The sequence below is a fragment of the Pseudomonas sp. WT-JTC genome (genome assembly GCF_056711565.1).
In genome coordinates this window covers 2,774,923-2,791,759 of sequence record NZ_CM160042.1, presented here as the reverse complement: position 1 = coordinate 2,791,759, position 16,837 = coordinate 2,774,923, and the positions used below count along the sequence as shown (strand labels likewise).

Below are 16,837 nucleotides of genomic sequence, written 5' to 3'. Positions count from 1 at the left end.
AAATGTGCGGCCTCAAGCTTCAAATGCTGCACCCAAGGTGCCGCTGTGTGGGTTTAGCCGGGATCCTGGTTACAAGAATCCAATTCGTTGAATCACCCCGTTGAATCCACAATAGTAAGCAGCCTTTCGCGAAGGGCTGCTTCACGTCCCGAATCACCGCAGCAAGAATGCGGCCTCCTGCTCCCTCCCCCTTTTCATGAATCTGCTGCGTTGTCAGGCCGGCATAGCCCGGAATGATTCCTGCGATTGCCATGTGTTTCCTTCGTCCTTTCATGCGTCGCACTGTTCATTGCCCGTTGCCGTATGTCTGGAGTTTCCCCAATGCCCTCGCCTGAATCCTTGCCCGCTGCCTTGCTGGGCCTGGCCCTTGTTTGTCCGGCCATGACCGAGGCTCAGAGCCTGGAACTGGGACAAGTGCTGATCGGGGCTGAGGACCGGAGCGACGAAGACCAGACGATCGAGGCCGCCAAGGCGCGGCTGGCCCAGGTGCCCGGCGGTACCAATGTGGTCGACCTGCGCCGCCCGCTGCAGGGGCGCGTGGCCAGCAACCAGGATGTGCTGGCTTACCAGCCCGGGATCCATGCCCAGTCGGCGGGTAACGAAGGGGTGAAGATTTCGATCCGCGGATCGGGCATCAACCGTGCACCGGGTGCCCACGCCTCGGGACTGTACGCCATGCTCGACGGTCTGCCTCTGACCGGCCCTGGCGGCACGCCCTATGAATTGCTGGAACCGCTGTGGCTCGACCATGTGGAAGTGCTGCGCGGCGCCAACGGATTCGACCGGGGCGCACTGGCCCTGGGCGGTGCCATCGATTACGTCAGCCACACTGGCTACGACTCACCGTTGTTGCAGGTGCGCTACGCGACCGGCAGCCACGGCTACCTCCAGCGCCAGGTCAGTTCCGGGCAAGTGCTCGGCGACTTCGATTACTACGTGGCCATGACCGAGGCAAACGCCGACGGCTACCAGGACCATACGGCCAGCGAGAGCCAAGGCGTCATCACCAACTTCGGTTATCGCCTCAATCCCGACCTGGAAACACGCTTCTACCTGCGCCACCGCCAGACCGACAACGAGCTCGCGGGACGCGTGACCAAGCACTCCATCGAGCACGACCCTCGGGCGGCCAACCCCGCCTACGTGGCGCGGGATGACCGCCGCGACGAGCCGGGCAGCACGTTTATCGGCAACAAGACCACCTGGTACATCGATGACGATTCGAGCATCCAGACCGGCCTGGTCTACCACGACTATCCCATGGACTTGAGCGAGGGACCAAACCGCCTGAAGGTGGCATACACCGACGTCAGCGGCACCTTCGACTACAAGCGTCGCGACACGCTCTGGGGTCTGCAAAGCCAAAGCACGCTGGGCCTGCGCGTGACCAGACACCTGCCCAATGCCGGCGCCAGCGAGTTCGTGCGCATCCCCACCGGCAACACTGCCGGTTACGCGCCGGGCACGCCGATTCGCAACTTCACCTATCAGGGCTCGGACACCGTCCTGCATGCCGGCAATGACCTGGAGATCGCCGACGACCTGTGGCTGACCACCGGCCTCGCTGCGATCTACACCCGCCGTGAAAGCGACGTCACCTACCCGCAGGAAGGTGGCAAGACCAGCCTGCACGACTGGGACTACGCCCCGCGCGTGGGCCTGCGCTATCAATTGACACCTGACCTGCAACTGTTCGGCAATCTCAGCCGCTCGGTCGAGGCGCCACACCCCTGGTCGCTGATCTATAGCTCCAACATTCGACTCCCTGCAGGCAGCGGCGTCGCCACCGGAGCCCAGCGCGATCCGGTGAAGCTGCAAAACCAGACCGCCACCACCCTGGAAATCGGTGGCCGCGGTGACAGCACCTTGGGGCAATGGAGCCTGGCCTGGTACTACGCCCAGGTGCGCCATGAATTGCTTTCGGTGTTGCCGGATGCCAATGCCACCACGCCCTACGAGCTCAACGCCAGCCCCACCGTGCACCAGGGCGTGGAAGCCAGCCTGCTGAGCCCGCTCTGGTCACCGGATGATGGCGGCCAATTGAGCCTGCGCCAGAGCTATACCTTCAGTGACTTCCACTATCGCGACGATGACCGCTTTGGCGACAACCGCCTGCCGGGCCTGCCGATGCACTATTACCAGGGCGAACTGCGCTACGACTGGCCACAAGGCTTTTTCGCCGCACTCAACACGCAATGGGCATCCAAAGTGGCCGTCGACTACGCCAACAGCTACTACGCCGATCCCTACGCCATATTCGGTGCGACCCTGGGCTACAACGCCCCCAAGGGCGACTGGCAGACCTGGCTGGACCTGCGCAACCTGACCGACAAGCACTATGCCGCCACCGTCACGCCGGGCTACGACGACAAAGGGCTGGACGCGGCACGATCCACACCCGGAGAAGGCATGGCGATGTACGTCGGGGTGTCGTGGAGCCTGCTCTGAGGTCGGGTTTACCGGCCGTAAGGCACTTCGAAAGGCACGCTCACGGAGTACTGAAAGATGCCGCTCACTGCCAGCCACCCTGGCTCCGTCGAGAGAATCGATTCACCTCAATTATTTTGCAAATATAGATAGCTCACTAATTACAAGCTCAACTATGATGAGTTAACTCATCAGCAGCAGATTTCAACATGACCGACCCATTGACCCTTGGTTTTGCCCTGCATGACAGCGCCCGGCTGATGCGCAAGCGGTTTGAGCAGCGCGCGCGGCATATCGGCCTCACCCGGTCGCAGTGGCAAGTGCTGGCCATGCTGTCGACCCATGAAGGTATCCATCAAAAAGGGCTCGCGGATCTGCTGGAGCTGGAATCGATCACCCTCGTGCGTCTGCTGGACAAAATGGCCGAGCGCGGTTTGGTCGAGCGACGTCGGCACCCCACGGATCGACGCCTGTCCCTGCTGTTCTTGACGGAGCAGGCTCATCCGCTGCTGCAACTCATGCGGGACATGGGCCGGGTTACCCGTCAGGAAGCCACGCGCGGATTCTCTGCCGAGGAGGAACAACTGCTACTGCAGATGATGAAGCGGATGAGGTCCAACCTGATCGAAGCCTGCAATCTTCCCGTTGAAGAACAGGAGCATCGTCATGATTGAGAGACGGCAACTCGTGCGCACCACGCTCTTCGCCTTGCTCCCCATCGTGCTGGTGGTCGGCGGCTATCTGTATGTAACGGGCGGGCAGATCATTTCCACCGACAATGCCTACATACAAGCCGACCATGTCGGCGTCTCCACCGATGTCTCGGGGCTTGTCGCCTCGGTTGATGTAAAGGACAACCAGCGGGTGGTCAAGGGCCAGGTCCTGTTCACCCTCAAGCCCGAACCCTTTGAGATTGCGTTGGCCAGTGCCAGGGCGCAACTGAGCAATGTGCGTAACCAGATCCTCAATCTCCAGGCCAATTACAAGCAGGCGCAGGCCGAAATCGACCAGGCGCAAATCGACCTTGCCTACTACCAGGCCAGCTTCCAGCGTCAGCAAACCCTGCTCAGCGTATCCGCGGTTTCCAGAACCAACTACGACGATGCCAGGCATGCGCTGGACAGCACCCGGCAAAAAATCACCGTGGCCAAGGCCACTGCACAAATGGTGCTGGCGCAACTCGGTGGAAATATCGCAACCCCCGTCGAACAACAGTCCACGTATCTGGTCGCCCAGGCCGCCGTCGACGAAGCACAGCGCAACCTGAACAACTCGGTGGTCAGGGCTGCGTTTGACGGAGTCGTGACCAACGTCGATTCGCTGCAAGTCGGCTCGTACCTGCAACCACCACAATCGGGCATCAGCCTGGTGTCGGCCGACCACCTGTGGGTCGCGGCGTCGCCGAAGGAAACCGAACTGACCCACATGAAACCCGGCCAGTCCGTCCAGATCAGCGTCGACAGCTACCCCGGCGTGCAGTGGCACGGCACCGTCGACAGCATCAGCCCGGCGTCGGGTTCGAGCTTCTCGTTGCTGCCCGCGCAAAACACCACGGGCAACTGGGTCAAGGTCGTGCAACGGATTCCCGTGCGCATCAGCATCGATGACGCCGGAGAAAAACCTCCGCTGCGCACCGGCATGAGCGTGCAGGCAGAAATCGACACTGGCTCGGCCCGTGGCCTGCCGCACCTGTTCTCGGGGCTGCTGGCGGACAAGGTCTCTGCCCCGGCTCTGGCCCATGAATGACCCGGCAGCGACCGAACCCGTGGCCCATCGCGGGATGATCACCGCGTGCGTCGTGCTGGCCGTGATCATGCAAGCGCTCGACACTACCATTGCAAACGTCGCCCTGCCCTACATGCAAGGCAGCATCTCGGCCAGTTCCGACCAGATCAACTGGGTGCTGACGTCCTACATCGTCGCCGCTGCAATCATGACGCCGCCGTCTGCCTTTCTGGCCCGACGCTTCGGGCGCAAACGCGTGCTGCTGTGGGCGATTATCGGTTTTGTGGTCTCGTCGATCCTTTGCGGCCTGGCGCAGTCGCTGGAAGAAATCGTTCTCGCCCGCCTGCTGCAGGGCCTGGCGGGCGCGGCGCTGGTGCCTCTGTCCCAAGGCATTCTGCTGGACATCTACAGCCTCAAGGAGCGCGGTTCGGCCATGGCGCTGTTCGGTGTGTCGGTCATGGTCGGCCCCGTGCTGGGGCCGATGCTCGGTGGCTGGCTGACTGAGCACTTCAGTTGGCGCTGGGTGTTCTTCATCAATTTGCCCATCGGAATGCTGGCGCTGGCCGGGATCGTCTATTACGTCAGCGAAACGACCACCGACACCACGACCCGCCTGGACTGGCTCGGCTTCGGCTCGCTGAGCGTGGCGATCATGGCCCTGCAACTGTTCCTCGACCGGGGTGAGCAACTGGGCTGGTTCGCGTCCGGTGAAATCCTGGTCGAAGCGATCGTGGCCGCTGTCGCCTTGTATGTGTTCCTGGTCCACACCTTCACCACAGACACCCCCTTTATCAGTCCCAAGCTGTTCAAGGATCGCAATTTTTCGATCAGCGTCATCTTCATTTTCATCGTCGGTATTACCTACCTGGCCTCACTGGCGCTGATGACGCCTTACCTGCAAACCCTGATGGGCTATCCGGTGCTGACCGCCGGCATGGTGATGGGCCCGCGAGGCCTGGGCACGATGCTGACCATGTTCCTCGCCGGCCGACTGTTGGGCAAAGTCGATACCCGCCTGTTACTGCTGACGGGCCTGGGATTGTCAGCGCTGTCGATGGGGTTGATGACCGGCTGGACGCCTGATGTGTCGATGCAAACCGTCATCTGGGTGGGCTTCATCCAGGGCACCAGCCTGGGCATGCTGTTTGTGCCACTGACCACGGTTGCCTTCGCGACCCTGCCCGCCTCCTTGCGCGCCGAAGGCACCGGGCTTTACAGCCTGTCGCGAAATGTCGGCTCCAGCGTCGGGATCTCCATCGTGACCGTGCTGCTCACCCAGAACATCCAGGCTAACCATGAGCAGATAGGTGCCTACGTCACGCCTTTCAACCGGGCCTTCGACGCAGGGTCGATCAAGAGTTACCTGGACCCGATGGCCGCCTCCGGCCGCGCCACCCTGGACGCCCTGGTCAACGTGCAAGCCAGCTGGATCGCCTACGTGGACGACTTCAAGCTGCTGATGCTGTTGTCACTGGCGGTCATGCCATTGTTGCTGATTATCAAAGCCCCAAGCCCCCAGACACAGAAAGAGCCGGCACCGGTCATGGAATAAAGAGCGGCGTGAGCTTATCTGCACAAACGCAAAAACCGGGACTCGCCCGGTTTTTACGCACCTGTTGAAACCAGCGTTGGGCCGCCACGTCAGACCTTGAAGTCGGTGGACAGCGCCAGCGCTTTCCATTCGGTCAGTTCCGCCTGCACAAAGCGGTTTTTCGCCTCGATTCGGGCCACGGTGTCGCTGCCCAGCGCCAGGCGTTGTGGTGGCTCTGGGGCGTTGACCAGCGCGAGCATCGCTTCGGCAAACTTCACCGGATCGCCAGGCTGCGCATGGTTGGCGCCTTCGGCAAACTGGCGCATCTTGCCGACGGTTTCCTCGTAGTCCGGCAGTTCCAGGGCGGTCTTGATCAGCGACTGCTCGTCCAGGAAGTCGGTGCGGAAGAACCCGGGCTCGACAACCGTCGCATGGATGCCCAAGGGCGCCAGTTCCTGATGCAGCGCTTCGGTAATGCCCTCCACCGCAAACTTGGTGGAGCCGTAGACACCCCAGCCCATGTAGGCCTGATAGCCGCCGATCGATGAGATGTTGATGACATGACCACTACGCTGGCGCCGCATGTGCGGCAGTACGGCGCGGGTGACATTGAGTACACCGAACACGTTGGTGGCGAACAGACGCTCCGTTTCGCTGGCACTGGTTTCTTCCACCGCGCCCAGCACACCGAAACCGGCGTTGTTGATCAGCACGTCAATGCGCCCGAAACGCTTGATGCCTTCTGCGACAGCCTGATGCGCCTCTTCCTCGCGAGTGACGTCCAGCCGCACGGCGAGCAGGTTCGGGTAATCACCCAGGCGATCAGTGATGTCTTGTGGATTGCGGGCAGTGGCGATAACGGCGTCGCCGGCACGCAAGGCGTGTTCTGCGATGAGGGTGCCAAAACCACGGGAAGCGCCAGTAATGAACCAGGTACGCATTTCAACTCCTCCTGTCAGCGACCCGTGCGACATTGCCGGGCCTTCTCGATGAGTTGATGCGACTTTAAGCGCGTGCTACTGATGTGATAATCCCAGCAATTTTGCATGTCTTAGTGAAAGGCGCTCACAAATGAAATCCCCCTCCACCGCCGACCTGTCGATTTTCCTGTGCATCGCCCGGCACCTGAACTTCAGTCGTGCGGCAGTGGAACTCGGTCTCACGCCCTCAGCCTTGAGTCACTCATTGCGCGCCCTGGAGAATCGCCTGGGCGTACGGCTGTTCAACCGCACCACCCGCAGCGTGGCCTTGACTGACGCCGGGGAACGACTTTACGCCCGGCTGAAACCGGCCTTTCGTGACATCGACGATGCACTGGAAGACCTCAACAACTTTCGCGACAAGCCCTCAGGCAACCTGCGCATTACCGCAGGTCGACAGGCGTGTGAGTTGGTGTTGCTGCCGATTGTCAGCCAGTTCTTGCAGGCGTACCCGGATATCCGCCTGGAGATCGTCGAGAGCGACGCCTTGGTGGACGTGGTCGCCGGCGGTTTTGACGCGGGGGTACGCTTTGGCAATCGCCTGGAAGCCGACATGGTTTCACTGCCCATCGGGCCGAACATGCGCTCGGTGGTCGTGGGCTCACCGGCATTCTTCGAACGGCATGTCGCACCACACAAACCCGAGGACTTGCATGGCCTGCCGTGCATCCGCCACCGCTTCCCCAGCGGCGCGATGTACCGGTGGGAATTCGAACGCGGTGGGATCACCCAGGAAATCGAAGTCAGTGGCCCGCTCACACTCGGCGATGTCAGCCTGATGATCGGGCCGGCATTGCAAGGTGTGGGTTTGGCCTATGTGTTCGAGGACATGGTTGGCAGGTATCTGGCCGATGCGCGCCTGATCCAGGTGCTGGCCGACTGGTGCCCCTACTATCCGGGCCTGCACCTGTATTACCCGAGTCGCCGCCATGTGCCGGCAGCGCTCAAGGCATTCATCGACTTCGCCCGGGCGACCCGCCAGCTCAACACGTAGCCAGCTCAACACGTAACTGCGCGCGACGACTAAGCTTTTGTAACGTCACTTCGTCCCTCAAGGAGATATCCATGAGCGCCGCCAGCCTGTCCGAGCTCGATGCTGCCCTGCCCGGTCTGACCCGCAAGATCCGCGTGCTCGATGCCCTGTCCTGGCCGGATGGGGTCGAGGAAGACTTCCTGGCGAAATGGCGCGGCGGGCGTGCCGAACTGCCCAGGGTCGAGTTGCAGCCCCGCGACCACAGTGCCGATATCGCCGCCCTGGAAACCTTTATCAGCCGCTGCGATGTGGGGCATCCGGCCGGGAATTTCCTCGCCATGACCGCCCGTAGCTATGCCACGGCCGGACACATGCTGGGCGCCATTGGAACCCCGGCGTTTACCCACTATTCGTCAGCGCTGTACCGACGTCCGGACTTCTATTACACGCGCTTGCAACTGAGCATGCTCGACGCGGCCAATTTCTTCCTCAAGACCACCGACGCCCTGCTGGGCGGTGCGCAGATTCCACCAAGCCCGGCCGAAATTCCGGCCAAGGCGTTCGCCGCCTGGCTTCAACCGGAACTGGACCGCTTCTTCGGCGTCGGACAAATTACGGTCGTGCTCGATCTGAACCTGGCCGCCAAGGCCATCGCCGGATCGAGTCGCATTCGCCTGCGGGCCAGCGCACTGTTCTCGGAGCTGGACAAAAATCAGCTGTTGCAACACGAAGCCTTCGTGCATATCGCCACGGCACAAAACGGCGCGCGGCAGCCCAACCTCATAAGCCTGGGTCTGGGCGCACCGCGCACGACCCAGACTCAGGAAGGCATTGCCACCCTGGCCGAACTGTTCACCGGCAGCATGGACATCAACCGCTTGCGTCGCCTGGCCCTGCGCGTACTCGCCGTCCAGCAGGCGCTGGAGGGCGCCGACTTCATCCAGGTGTTCGAAGGTTTCCTGGCGGCCGGGCAGACACAAGAAGAGTCCTTCCGCTCAACCCAACGGGTGTTCCGTGGCGTCGATCTGCGTGGCGGTTCGGCGTTTACCAAGGACGCCGCTTACCTGACCGGGTTGCTCGGCGTCCACACCCTGCTGCGCATTGCAATCCGCGATAACCGGCCGGAACTGGTCGGGCATTTGTTTGCAGGGCGCCTCAGCCTGGCTGACACCCTGCGTCTGGCGCCACTGTTCGACTCCGGCTGGCTCAAGGCACCGGTCTACCTTCCGGCCTGGGCCTCTGATCTGCGTATCCTGGCTGCCAACCTGGCCTTCTCGGCGTTCATCGCCCAGATCAAGCTGGACGTGCTGGACCTGAAGGTATTCATGGCATTCGCCGAAGAACACGAAAGCGATGCCAGCGCACATTGATCGGGATCACACCCTTTTAAAGACAACCGGGGTTCTTGAAATGAGCTGCTACCATTAGGAAGCGGTGTCGAGGCTGAGCTCTGTGGCTTGCAAAGCCGGCTTGCACCTGCCAGGGATGATCCACTCATTTCAAGCCTGCCTGACCACATGGGGGGTGCAATGCACATTCCATTACTTTACGCGTTGTCGGCCGTACTGTTTTTGAGCGGATATTCCTGCCTGGCACTGGGTGCGGATGCGACCGCACCGGCACCGGCACCGGCAAGCGCGGCCAATGCGGCGCCCGTCACAGCGGCGACCAAGGACCCCGTGTTCACCCAAGAACAAATGGATCAAATGCTGGCGCCCATTGCGCTTTACCCGGACCCCCTGCTGGCACAGGTACTGATGGCCACCACGTACCCCGGGGAAGTCGGTGAGGCGGTCAGCTGGTCCAAAGCGCACCCCGATGCCAAGGGTGACGATGCGGTCAAACAAGTCGCAAGCCAGCCCTGGGATCCGAGCGTGCAGGCACTGGTCGCCTTCCCGCAGGTTCTGGCAACGCTGGGGCAGGACCCCGTCTGGGTACAACGCCTGGGTGATGCCTTCCTGGCGCAGCCCGACGATGTCATGAACGGCGTACAACGCTTGCGTCGTCAGGCCCAGGCTGCTGGCAACCTGGAGAGCAACCAATACCAGAACGTGACGATTCAGAATGTCGCGGCACCGGCCAAGGCAACCACCGCCACAACACAGGCAACGGCTCCAGCTCCGGAAGCGGCACCGGCCAGCAGCTCCACCATCATCATCCAGCCTTCAGATCCACAGGTGGTGTACGTCCCCACCTATAACCCGACAACCACCTACGGCACCTGGGCCTACCCGGCGTCGCCGCCCGTGTACTATCCACCACCGCCCGCCTATTACCCCGGTCAGGCCTTGATGGCGGGGCTGGCGTTCGGCACTGGCGTGGCCATCGTCGGGGCATTGTGGGGTGAATGTGACTGGGGCAATAACGACGTCGACATCGACGTCAACCGCTACAACAACATCAACGCCAACAACCGCATCACCAACAACCAGAACAAATGGCAGCACAACCCGGTGCACCGCAATGGCGTTCCCTATCGCGACAACAAGAGCCGCGAACAGTACGGCCGCCAATTGAACGGTGCCAGTCAGCGTGAAGCCTATCGAGGGGACAACGCCCAGCGCGCTCAGGCCCGTGAAAATGCCCGCAGCTCAATGGACAGGCACGGTATCGAACGACCTGCCACCAGCAACCTCCAGGCCCGTGATCAAGCGCGCAAACTCCAGTCCGGAACTGCGGACGGCAATCGCTTGCAGGCCGGTGCAGACAGACCGAAGGCGGCTGACAGAGGCCAGGGTGCTGCCAGGAACACCCGGGACAATCAGCAGCCCAGGAACGTGAATCGTCAGGCCGATCAGCAACCCAGGAACCAGGGCGCCCAGTTGAATCAGCGCAAAGAGGGCGCCGTGCAGACGCGTCAAGGAACCAACAAGCGGCCGGCCGCCAGCGCCGGCAGTGCCCGCAACAATGCTTTCGCCGGCGCACGTTCACCGTCCCAGGCCAACCTCCAGGCCAATCGTGGCCGGTCGAGCCAGGCATCCGCCCAGCGCCCCAGTGCCTCACGATCGGCTGGTCAGCAGATCAGTCGGCCGTCCAGTCCACCAGCGCGTCAAAGGGGGGGCCGCCGTTGAAAAACCATCCTCGAGTGAAGGGACTCACGGGCTTGCTCCCTCATGTCCTTGCGATAGCTGTCGGCTTGGCGTGGTCGTGCATGGCGACGGCACAGCAAGCCTTTCCAACACCAGAAAAGGCCGCTGAAGCGTTCGTTGAAGCGCTGGGCACGGAACATTCCGATCAGGCACGCCTGACCGAGCTGCTGGGCAGTGACTGGCACAGTTACATCCCCCGTGAAGGCGTGCAGCGCGAAGATGTGGATGCGTTTTTGCAGCAATACCGTGAGCAACATCACATTGAAAACACCAGCGACCGCAAGGCAGTCCTGGCGGTTGGCAGCAAGAACTGGACACTGCCCATCCCCATGACAAAAGCCACCGACGGTTGGCGCTTTGACTTGAAGGCCGGTAGCGCCGAGATCCGTGCACGTCAGATCGGCCGCAATGAACTCGCCGCTGTGCAGTCGGTGCTGGCCTATCACGACGCCCAGATGGACTATGCGTCAGTCGATCGAGACGGTGATGGCGCTCTTGAGTATGCGCAGAAAATCTTCAGCACCCCCGGCAAGCACGATGGACTCTATTGGGCAGAAGACGATAGCGACCAGATCAGCCCCCTGGGGCCTTCGTTCGGCAAAGCCATTGCCGACGAAGACTGGCATGGTTACCGCTTCCGCATTCTCGATGGCCAGGGACCTTCGGCACCGGGTGGCGCCTACAGTTACCTCATCGGTGACAAGATGAGCCGGGGCTTTGCACTGATCGCATGGCCAGCGAAATACAACGACACCGGAGTGATGAGTTTCATGATCAGCCATGACGGCCAGGTGTTCGAGAAGGACCTGGGACCCGGTGGTGAAAAACTGGCGAAAGCGATGAAGCGCTTTGACCCGGATGACAGCTGGAAAGAGGTGGATGAAGATCAGGCGCCGCAGGAGTGACCGGGGCGTCACTGACCTGCTGCGACGCTCCGAATCGCAGGGGGGGTCTTGTCTAGATCAACAGGACGAATCGCTCTTCGTTCCCCGTGTTGTCGTGACAGGTGGGTTGCTCAAGCTTGAAACCGCACCGATCAAGGACTGTTCTTGAACCCACATTTTCCTTGTAGGCAAAGGCAACCAGTTGCGTAAGCCCCCAACGCACTTGAGCCTGCTGGATCAGATGCCTCAGCGCCAACGTTGCCAGGCCCTGCCCGCACGCGCGTTGAGCGATCCGATAGCCCACTTCAGCAGAACCCATCGCCAGGTCGATACTTTTCAGATTGGCTCGACCAACGATTGTCTGACTGGAGTCCACGATGACAAACGGGTGCCAGGCGCCGATGGCAAAATCGGATAAATAGCTTTCGATATGATCGACTACACCCCGCAACGAGTAAAAAGCAGGGTCGCGCGCATCAATATGGGATTCAAACCATTCACGGTTATGGACTTCGAACGCCAATAACGCTTCAGTGTCAGTCTTTTTCAGCTCGCGAACGCTAAACGATTCCATTCATCACCTCTCCTTTGTCGTGCGCCGAAATGGCTCAAGTTTATCTCATACCTGAACAACCTTGCCGAGCCTGACCTTCCCCTTCCAGAGCCCGAACGGCTTGCAGAATATATACGGATAAACGTATATTCGTATTTCCATATGTGTCGAGCCCCGCAAATGCTCAATCCTGCCGCCGTATTCAAATGTCTGTCCGACGAAACCCGCGCCCGGGCCACCTTGCTCATCGCTCGTGAAGGCGAGTTATGCGTTTGTGAGCTGGTCTGTGCCCTGGACGATAGCCAGCCTAAAATTTCCCGCCATCTTGCACAGCTTCGCGGATGCGGCCTGCTGCTGGACCGCCGCCAGGGGCAGTGGGTGTATTACCGGCTCAATCCTGACCTGCCGGCGTGGGTTCGTGACGTTCTCGAGACAACGTTGCTGGCAAACGCCGATTGGCTTGAAGACAACAACACTCGCCTGAACGCGATGGGCGACCGCCCTCTCAACACTTCCGCCTGCTGCTGACCCTTCATTAGTCGAGACTGTGCATGTTGACTGCATTTAGCATTTTCCTGCTCACCATGGTGCTGGTCATCTGGCAACCCAAGGGCCTGGGTGTCGGCTGGAGCGCCTCCCTGGGAGCCGTTCTGGCCCTGTTTGCGGGCGTCGTGACGCTGGACGATATTCCACTGGTGTGGAGCATTGTCTGGAACGCCACCGCGACGTTCATCTCGCTCATCATCATCAGTTTGTTGCTCGATGAGGCCGGATTTTTCCAATGGGCCGCATTGCATGTGGCGCGCTGGGCCAAGGGTGACGGACGGCGCCTGTTCGTATTCACGATACTGCTGGGAGCCGGCGTATCCGCGCTGTTTGCCAATGACGGTGCAGCGCTGATCCTGACCCCCATCGTTGTTTCAATCCTGTTCGCGTTGCGGTTTTCGCCAGCGTCGACCCTGGCGTTCGTCATGGCGGCCGGTTTTATTGCCGACACCGCGAGCTTGCCCCTGGTGGTGTCCAACCTGGTCAACATCGTTTCGGCAGACTACTTCGACCTGGGTTTCAGCGAATACGCCTCGATCATGGTGCCGGTCAATTTCGTTGCCGTGGCGACCACTCTTGCGGTGCTGTACTGGTTTTTCCGGCGTGACATTCCCAGGCACTACTCACTGGAAGACGTGCTGGATCCGCGACGTGCCGTGCGAGACCCCCTGACCTTCCGCGTCGGCTGGATTGTTTTGGCCTTGTTGCTGATCGGGCTGTTTGCGCTGGAACCCCTGGGCATTCCAATCAGCGCAATCGCAGCGGTCTGTGCCGCGATGCTGTTCGCCGTCGCTGCGCGCGGGCATGTGATTTCCACCCGACGAGTGCTGCGTGAAGCGCCCTGGCACGTCGTGATCTTTTCGCTGGGCATGTACCTGGTGGTTTACGGGCTGAAAAACGCCGGACTGACCACCTCCATGACAATGGCCCTGAACCACATGGCCGAATTCGGCATCTGGGGCGCCGCGTTGGGCACCGGCCTGCTCACGGCTTTGCTGTCATCGGGCATGAACAACATGCCCACGGTGCTGGTGGGCGCCCTGTCGATTCAAGCCAGCGACGCCACGGGTGTGGTACGTGAAGCCATGATCTACGCCAATGTCATCGGCTCTGACCTGGGCCCCAAAATCACCCCCATCGGCAGCCTGGCTACCCTGCTCTGGCTGCATGTTCTGGAGCGCAAGGGCATCCGCATTACCTGGGGTTACTACTTCAGGGTCGGCGTGGTCCTGACGCTGCCGATCCTGCTCATCACCTTGTCCGCCCTGGCCCTGCGCCTGAGCGTTTAGCCCCTGAGCGACTGCAAAGAGGAGTCACCATGCGCGTTCTGTTTATGTGTACCGCCAATAGCTGTCGCAGCATCCTGTCCGAAGCCATGTTCAACCATCTCGCCCCGCAAGGTTTCCAGGCGATCAGTGCCGGCAGCTTCCCCAAGGGACAGGTGCTGCCCCGCAGCCTGAGCACGCTGCAAGAGGCCGGCATTGCCATCGACGGCTTGAGCAGCAAAGGCAATGACGCTTTCGAAACCAACCCTCCGGACATCGTCATCACGGTCTGCGACAAGGCCGCCGGCGAGACGTGCCCCGTGTACTTCGGACCGGCACTGAAAGCGCATTGGGGCCTGGAAGACCCATCGGACATAAAGGGCGATGAAGCAACGGTATCGGCGGCGTTCCACTCAACCCTGGCGCACATTGAAGCGCGCTGCCGGGCATTCCTGGACCTGCCTTTTGCACAACTTGACCGCGATGCGCTGAAGCGGGAACTCGACCGCATCGCCACGCTGTAACCGGAGCCCCCATGACCCATCCGTTGCCCAATCTCGACACTTCACTGACTCAACCCATCGCCGATGGACGCGACGACCAGCACAAGCCGCGCATCCTGTTGCTATACGGCTCCACTCGTGCGCGGTCGTTCAGTCGCCTGCTGGTCGAAGAAGCCGCCCGGTTGCTCGAGCACTTCGGCGCCGAGACGCGGATCTTCAATCCTTCAGGCCTGCCGTTACCGGACGACGCGCCCACCGATCACCCGAAAGTCCAGGAACTGCTAGAACTGATGCAGTGGTCTGAAGGACAGGTCTGGTGCTCGCCAGAACGCCACGGCTCCATGTCCGCCGTATTCAAGGCACAAATAGACTGGGTGCCGTTGGCGTTGGGGGCCATTCGCCCGACCCAGGGAAAAACCCTTGCTGTCATGCAAGTCTGCGGCGGTTCCCAGTCCTTTAATGTGGTGAATCAACTGCGTGTGCTGGGGCGCTGGATGCGCATGTTCACAATCCCCAATCAATCATCCGTGCCAAAGGCTTTTCTGGAGTTTGACGCCGCCAATCGCATGAAGCCCTCGTCGCTGTACGACAGGGTGGTGGACGTTATGGAGGAACTGGTGAAATTCACCCTGCTGCTACGGGATCGCCCCGATCTGGTTGACCGCTACTCGGAAAGAAAAGAATCAGCGCAGGAACTGACTCAGCGCGTGAATCAACGGTCGATCTGAATGTAGAGGTCTTCCCCTTGGCTCGATAGCCGAAAAAAGTCGCAAACCCCGATGCATCAGGGCTTGCGACTCTTTGCCGATACGTCCCTCAGACTCCCGGGACGTTTTCTGCGGGTATGCCTGCCGTGCTCATTACATCAGGCGCAGGCTTAGTGCTCTACCTCAACCACGTCGATATCCGGCGCGTCCGGGGCGTCCGCCACATCCTCTCTGGCTTCGTTCGCCTCAACCTTGGCAGCCTCTCTGGCTTCCTTCGCCTCAACCTTGGCAGCCTCTCTGGCCTCCTTCGCCTCAACCTTGGCAGCCTCTCTGGCTTCCTTCGCATCGACTTTGGCAGCGTTGCGGGCCGCATCTGCGGCAGCCCGGGCAGCGTCCCTGGCCGCATCGGCGTCTGCCTTGGCGGCATCCCGGGCTGCATCTGCCGCGGCCCGGGCAGCGTCCCGGGCTGCATCGGCGCCTGCTACGCCAGCAGCTTTTGCAGCGTCCCGAGCTGCATCCGCATCAGCCTTGGCGGCATCCCGGGCTGCATCCGCATCAGCTCTGGCAGCGTCCCTGGCTGCATCAGCGTCGTTTCGGGCAGCGTCCCTCGCTGCATCGGCGGCGTCGTTGTCATTGTCATTGTCATTGGCGTTGTCATGCGCATTGCCCGGGCCTCTGTTCCCGGCCATACCACCATGATCAGCGTCGCCACGCCCTGGACCTCCATGACCGTCAGCGCCATGGCCAGCAGCACCATGATCGCCACCCTCTCCATGGCCGTTGCCACCGTGGTCGCCTCCGCCGTCACCGCCGTGGCCACCGTGACCACCGCCTCCGGAGCCACCGCCACCGTGACCACCACCGCCTCCACCGCCACCGCTGCCGCCATCTTTGGCGTACACGCTGGAGAAACTACTGATGTAATCGGGCACCAGGATCGTCGATGCCGACAGGACACCGCCAATTGCCAGAGCCAACAAACATTTTTTGAGCAGCATGTTGCACCTCCGCTTGGAGTTGCGTCGTCATCTCCGTATTGAACGCAATATCCAGTGAGTTTCCGGCCGCCCTTTGGAGCGGCCAGCCAACCGGCCCGAACATAAATCTGCAGCAATAACGAGCAACTGCGGTATCCGCTCGATCCCTCAGAGCCAATCAGCATGGTTACGTGGGAAACATTCCCACATTTTTTTTAGATAAGTGCTTTCAGCCCGAGTTCAAAAAAAGAATCAGTCCCTGTTCAACACATCGATGATTGGGCAAGACGCCCCGCCGTCGCCTGCATCGCATTTGTGCACCAGTTCGCCCAGCACCTGCTGCATTGCGGCAAGGTCGGCCATCTTTTGCTCGATCATGGCCAGCTTGCGCACGGCCAGTGCCCGGGTCTCGCTACAGGTGCAGGCCGCATCAAGTGTCAGCAGCATGCCCACCTCATCCAGCGTGAATCCCAGCGCCTGCGCCCTCTTGATGAAGCGCAGCCGTTTGACCTGCTCCGGTAGATAGTGCCGATAACCGCCGAGCGGCTTTGCCGGCTCATCCAGCAAGCCGCGTCGCTGGTAATAGCGAATGGTCTCGATGTTCACCCCGGCCGCTTGCGCCAACTTGCCGATACTCAGCCCTGTTGTCATCACATGCCCCTTGATTCTGTACCCGG

The 16,837-nt window shown here is 61.0% G+C and carries 16 protein-coding genes; 12 read left to right on the top strand and 4 right to left on the bottom strand.

Features of this window, described 5'->3' with window-relative positions; translation table 11 throughout:
* Positions 1–321: 321 nt before the first annotated feature.
* The 4 genes from AC06G5_RS12825 (at position 322) to AC06G5_RS12810 (ending at position 5,704) form a co-directional block, all read left to right on the top strand.
* Positions 322–2,448, top strand: a complete 2,127-nt coding sequence (locus AC06G5_RS12825) for a TonB-dependent receptor family protein (protein ID WP_480459609.1) — start codon at positions 322–324, stop codon at positions 2,446–2,448.
* 188 nt (positions 2,449–2,636) lie between these two features.
* Complete coding sequence (locus tag AC06G5_RS12820; protein WP_480459608.1) at positions 2,637–3,101, top strand: MarR family winged helix-turn-helix transcriptional regulator; 465 nt, start codon at positions 2,637–2,639, stop codon at positions 3,099–3,101.
* A complete protein-coding gene (locus tag AC06G5_RS12815) occupies positions 3,094–4,173 on the top strand; it encodes an HlyD family secretion protein (protein WP_413428179.1) in 1,080 nt (359 codons plus the stop codon). Before AC06G5_RS12820 ends, AC06G5_RS12815 begins: the two co-directional genes overlap by 8 nt.
* Positions 4,166–5,704 carry a DHA2 family efflux MFS transporter permease subunit gene (locus AC06G5_RS12810; RefSeq protein WP_413705040.1) on the top strand — a complete coding sequence of 513 codons (1,539 nt, stop codon included), beginning with the start codon at positions 4,166–4,168 and terminating at the stop codon, positions 5,702–5,704. The genes AC06G5_RS12815 and AC06G5_RS12810 overlap by 8 nt, the downstream gene beginning before the upstream one ends.
* A gap of 89 nt (positions 5,705–5,793) precedes the next feature.
* On the opposite strand, the gene AC06G5_RS12805 is transcribed toward AC06G5_RS12810, so the two are convergent.
* A complete protein-coding gene (locus tag AC06G5_RS12805) occupies positions 5,794–6,624 on the bottom strand; it encodes an oxidoreductase (protein ID WP_413428177.1) in 831 nt (276 codons plus the stop codon).
* A gap of 130 nt (positions 6,625–6,754) precedes the next feature.
* Here AC06G5_RS12805 and AC06G5_RS12800 point away from each other — a divergent pair, with 130 nt between their 5' ends.
* From AC06G5_RS12800 to AC06G5_RS12785, 4 genes are all read left to right on the top strand, one after another.
* A complete protein-coding gene (locus tag AC06G5_RS12800; RefSeq protein ID WP_413428176.1) occupies positions 6,755–7,657 on the top strand; it encodes a LysR family transcriptional regulator in 903 nt (300 codons plus the stop codon).
* A gap of 71 nt (positions 7,658–7,728) precedes the next feature.
* Positions 7,729–9,006 carry a tyrosine/phenylalanine carboxypeptidase domain-containing protein gene (locus AC06G5_RS12795; RefSeq protein WP_480459606.1) on the top strand — a complete coding sequence of 426 codons (1,278 nt, stop codon included), beginning with the start codon at positions 7,729–7,731 and terminating at the stop codon, positions 9,004–9,006.
* A gap of 159 nt (positions 9,007–9,165) precedes the next feature.
* Entirely contained in the window at positions 9,166–10,707 is a 1,542-nt protein-coding gene (locus AC06G5_RS12790; RefSeq protein WP_480459605.1) for a DUF3300 domain-containing protein, read from the top strand.
* Positions 10,708–10,787: 80 nt separating this feature from the next.
* A complete protein-coding gene (locus AC06G5_RS12785; protein ID WP_413428173.1) occupies positions 10,788–11,630 on the top strand; it encodes a DUF2950 domain-containing protein in 843 nt (280 codons plus the stop codon).
* A 52-nt stretch (positions 11,631–11,682) separates the two neighbouring features.
* Here AC06G5_RS12785 and AC06G5_RS12780 read toward each other — a convergent pair whose 3' ends face one another.
* Complete coding sequence (locus AC06G5_RS12780) at positions 11,683–12,183, bottom strand: GNAT family N-acetyltransferase (RefSeq protein WP_413428172.1); 501 nt, start codon at positions 12,181–12,183, stop codon at positions 11,683–11,685.
* 159 nt (positions 12,184–12,342) lie between these two features.
* On the opposite strand from AC06G5_RS12780, the gene AC06G5_RS12775 reads away from it, so the two are divergent.
* Genes AC06G5_RS12775 through arsH form a run of 4 tightly spaced genes read left to right on the top strand, consistent with a single transcriptional unit; the run spans position 12,343 to position 15,204 of the window.
* Positions 12,343–12,690, top strand: coding sequence for a metalloregulator ArsR/SmtB family transcription factor (locus AC06G5_RS12775; protein WP_413428171.1), 348 nt, complete (start codon positions 12,343–12,345; stop codon positions 12,688–12,690).
* 23 nt (positions 12,691–12,713) lie between these two features.
* A complete protein-coding gene (locus AC06G5_RS12770) occupies positions 12,714–13,997 on the top strand; it encodes an arsenic transporter (RefSeq protein ID WP_480459603.1) in 1,284 nt (427 codons plus the stop codon).
* A gap of 29 nt (positions 13,998–14,026) precedes the next feature.
* Positions 14,027–14,497, top strand: a complete 471-nt coding sequence (locus AC06G5_RS12765; RefSeq protein WP_413428169.1) for an arsenate reductase ArsC — start codon at positions 14,027–14,029, stop codon at positions 14,495–14,497.
* An 11-nt stretch (positions 14,498–14,508) separates the two neighbouring features.
* Positions 14,509–15,204: an arsenical resistance protein ArsH gene (gene arsH, locus AC06G5_RS12760; protein ID WP_413428168.1), complete on the top strand. Its 696-nt coding sequence runs from the start codon at positions 14,509–14,511 to the stop codon at positions 15,202–15,204.
* Positions 15,205–15,353: 149 nt separating this feature from the next.
* Here arsH and AC06G5_RS12755 read toward each other — a convergent pair whose 3' ends face one another.
* On the bottom strand, positions 15,354–16,181 hold the full coding sequence (locus tag AC06G5_RS12755; RefSeq protein ID WP_480459602.1) for a hypothetical protein: 828 nt from the start codon (positions 16,179–16,181) through the stop codon (positions 15,354–15,356).
* A gap of 231 nt (positions 16,182–16,412) precedes the next feature.
* The gene (gene merR / locus AC06G5_RS12750; protein WP_480459600.1) at positions 16,413–16,811 is read right to left on the bottom strand and encodes an Hg(II)-responsive transcriptional regulator; all 399 of its coding nucleotides are present in this window, start codon (positions 16,809–16,811) and stop codon (positions 16,413–16,415) included.
* Between the last annotated feature and the right edge of the window lie 26 nt (positions 16,812–16,837).

Coding starts and splice junctions, on each gene's coding strand:
- AC06G5_RS12825 (WP_480459609.1), top strand. CDS start 322: ATGCCCTCGCCTGAATCCTTGCCCGCTGCCTTGCTGGGCCTGGCCCTT.
- AC06G5_RS12820 (WP_480459608.1), top strand. CDS start 2,637: ATGACCGACCCATTGACCCTTGGTTTTGCCCTGCATGACAGCGCCCGG.
- AC06G5_RS12815 (WP_413428179.1), top strand. CDS start 3,094: ATGATTGAGAGACGGCAACTCGTGCGCACCACGCTCTTCGCCTTGCTC.
- AC06G5_RS12810 (WP_413705040.1), top strand. CDS start 4,166: ATGAATGACCCGGCAGCGACCGAACCCGTGGCCCATCGCGGGATGATC.
- AC06G5_RS12805 (WP_413428177.1), bottom strand. CDS start 6,624: ATGCGTACCTGGTTCATTACTGGCGCTTCCCGTGGTTTTGGCACCCTC.
- AC06G5_RS12800 (WP_413428176.1), top strand. CDS start 6,755: ATGAAATCCCCCTCCACCGCCGACCTGTCGATTTTCCTGTGCATCGCC.
- AC06G5_RS12795 (WP_480459606.1), top strand. CDS start 7,729: ATGAGCGCCGCCAGCCTGTCCGAGCTCGATGCTGCCCTGCCCGGTCTG.
- AC06G5_RS12790 (WP_480459605.1), top strand. CDS start 9,166: ATGCACATTCCATTACTTTACGCGTTGTCGGCCGTACTGTTTTTGAGC.
- AC06G5_RS12785 (WP_413428173.1), top strand. CDS start 10,788: ATGGCGACGGCACAGCAAGCCTTTCCAACACCAGAAAAGGCCGCTGAA.
- AC06G5_RS12780 (WP_413428172.1), bottom strand. CDS start 12,183: ATGGAATCGTTTAGCGTTCGCGAGCTGAAAAAGACTGACACTGAAGCG.
- AC06G5_RS12775 (WP_413428171.1), top strand. CDS start 12,343: ATGCTCAATCCTGCCGCCGTATTCAAATGTCTGTCCGACGAAACCCGC.
- AC06G5_RS12770 (WP_480459603.1), top strand. CDS start 12,714: ATGTTGACTGCATTTAGCATTTTCCTGCTCACCATGGTGCTGGTCATC.
- AC06G5_RS12765 (WP_413428169.1), top strand. CDS start 14,027: ATGCGCGTTCTGTTTATGTGTACCGCCAATAGCTGTCGCAGCATCCTG.
- arsH (WP_413428168.1), top strand. CDS start 14,509: ATGACCCATCCGTTGCCCAATCTCGACACTTCACTGACTCAACCCATC.
- AC06G5_RS12755 (WP_480459602.1), bottom strand. CDS start 16,181: ATGCTGCTCAAAAAATGTTTGTTGGCTCTGGCAATTGGCGGTGTCCTG.
- merR (WP_480459600.1), bottom strand. CDS start 16,811: ATGACAACAGGGCTGAGTATCGGCAAGTTGGCGCAAGCGGCCGGGGTG.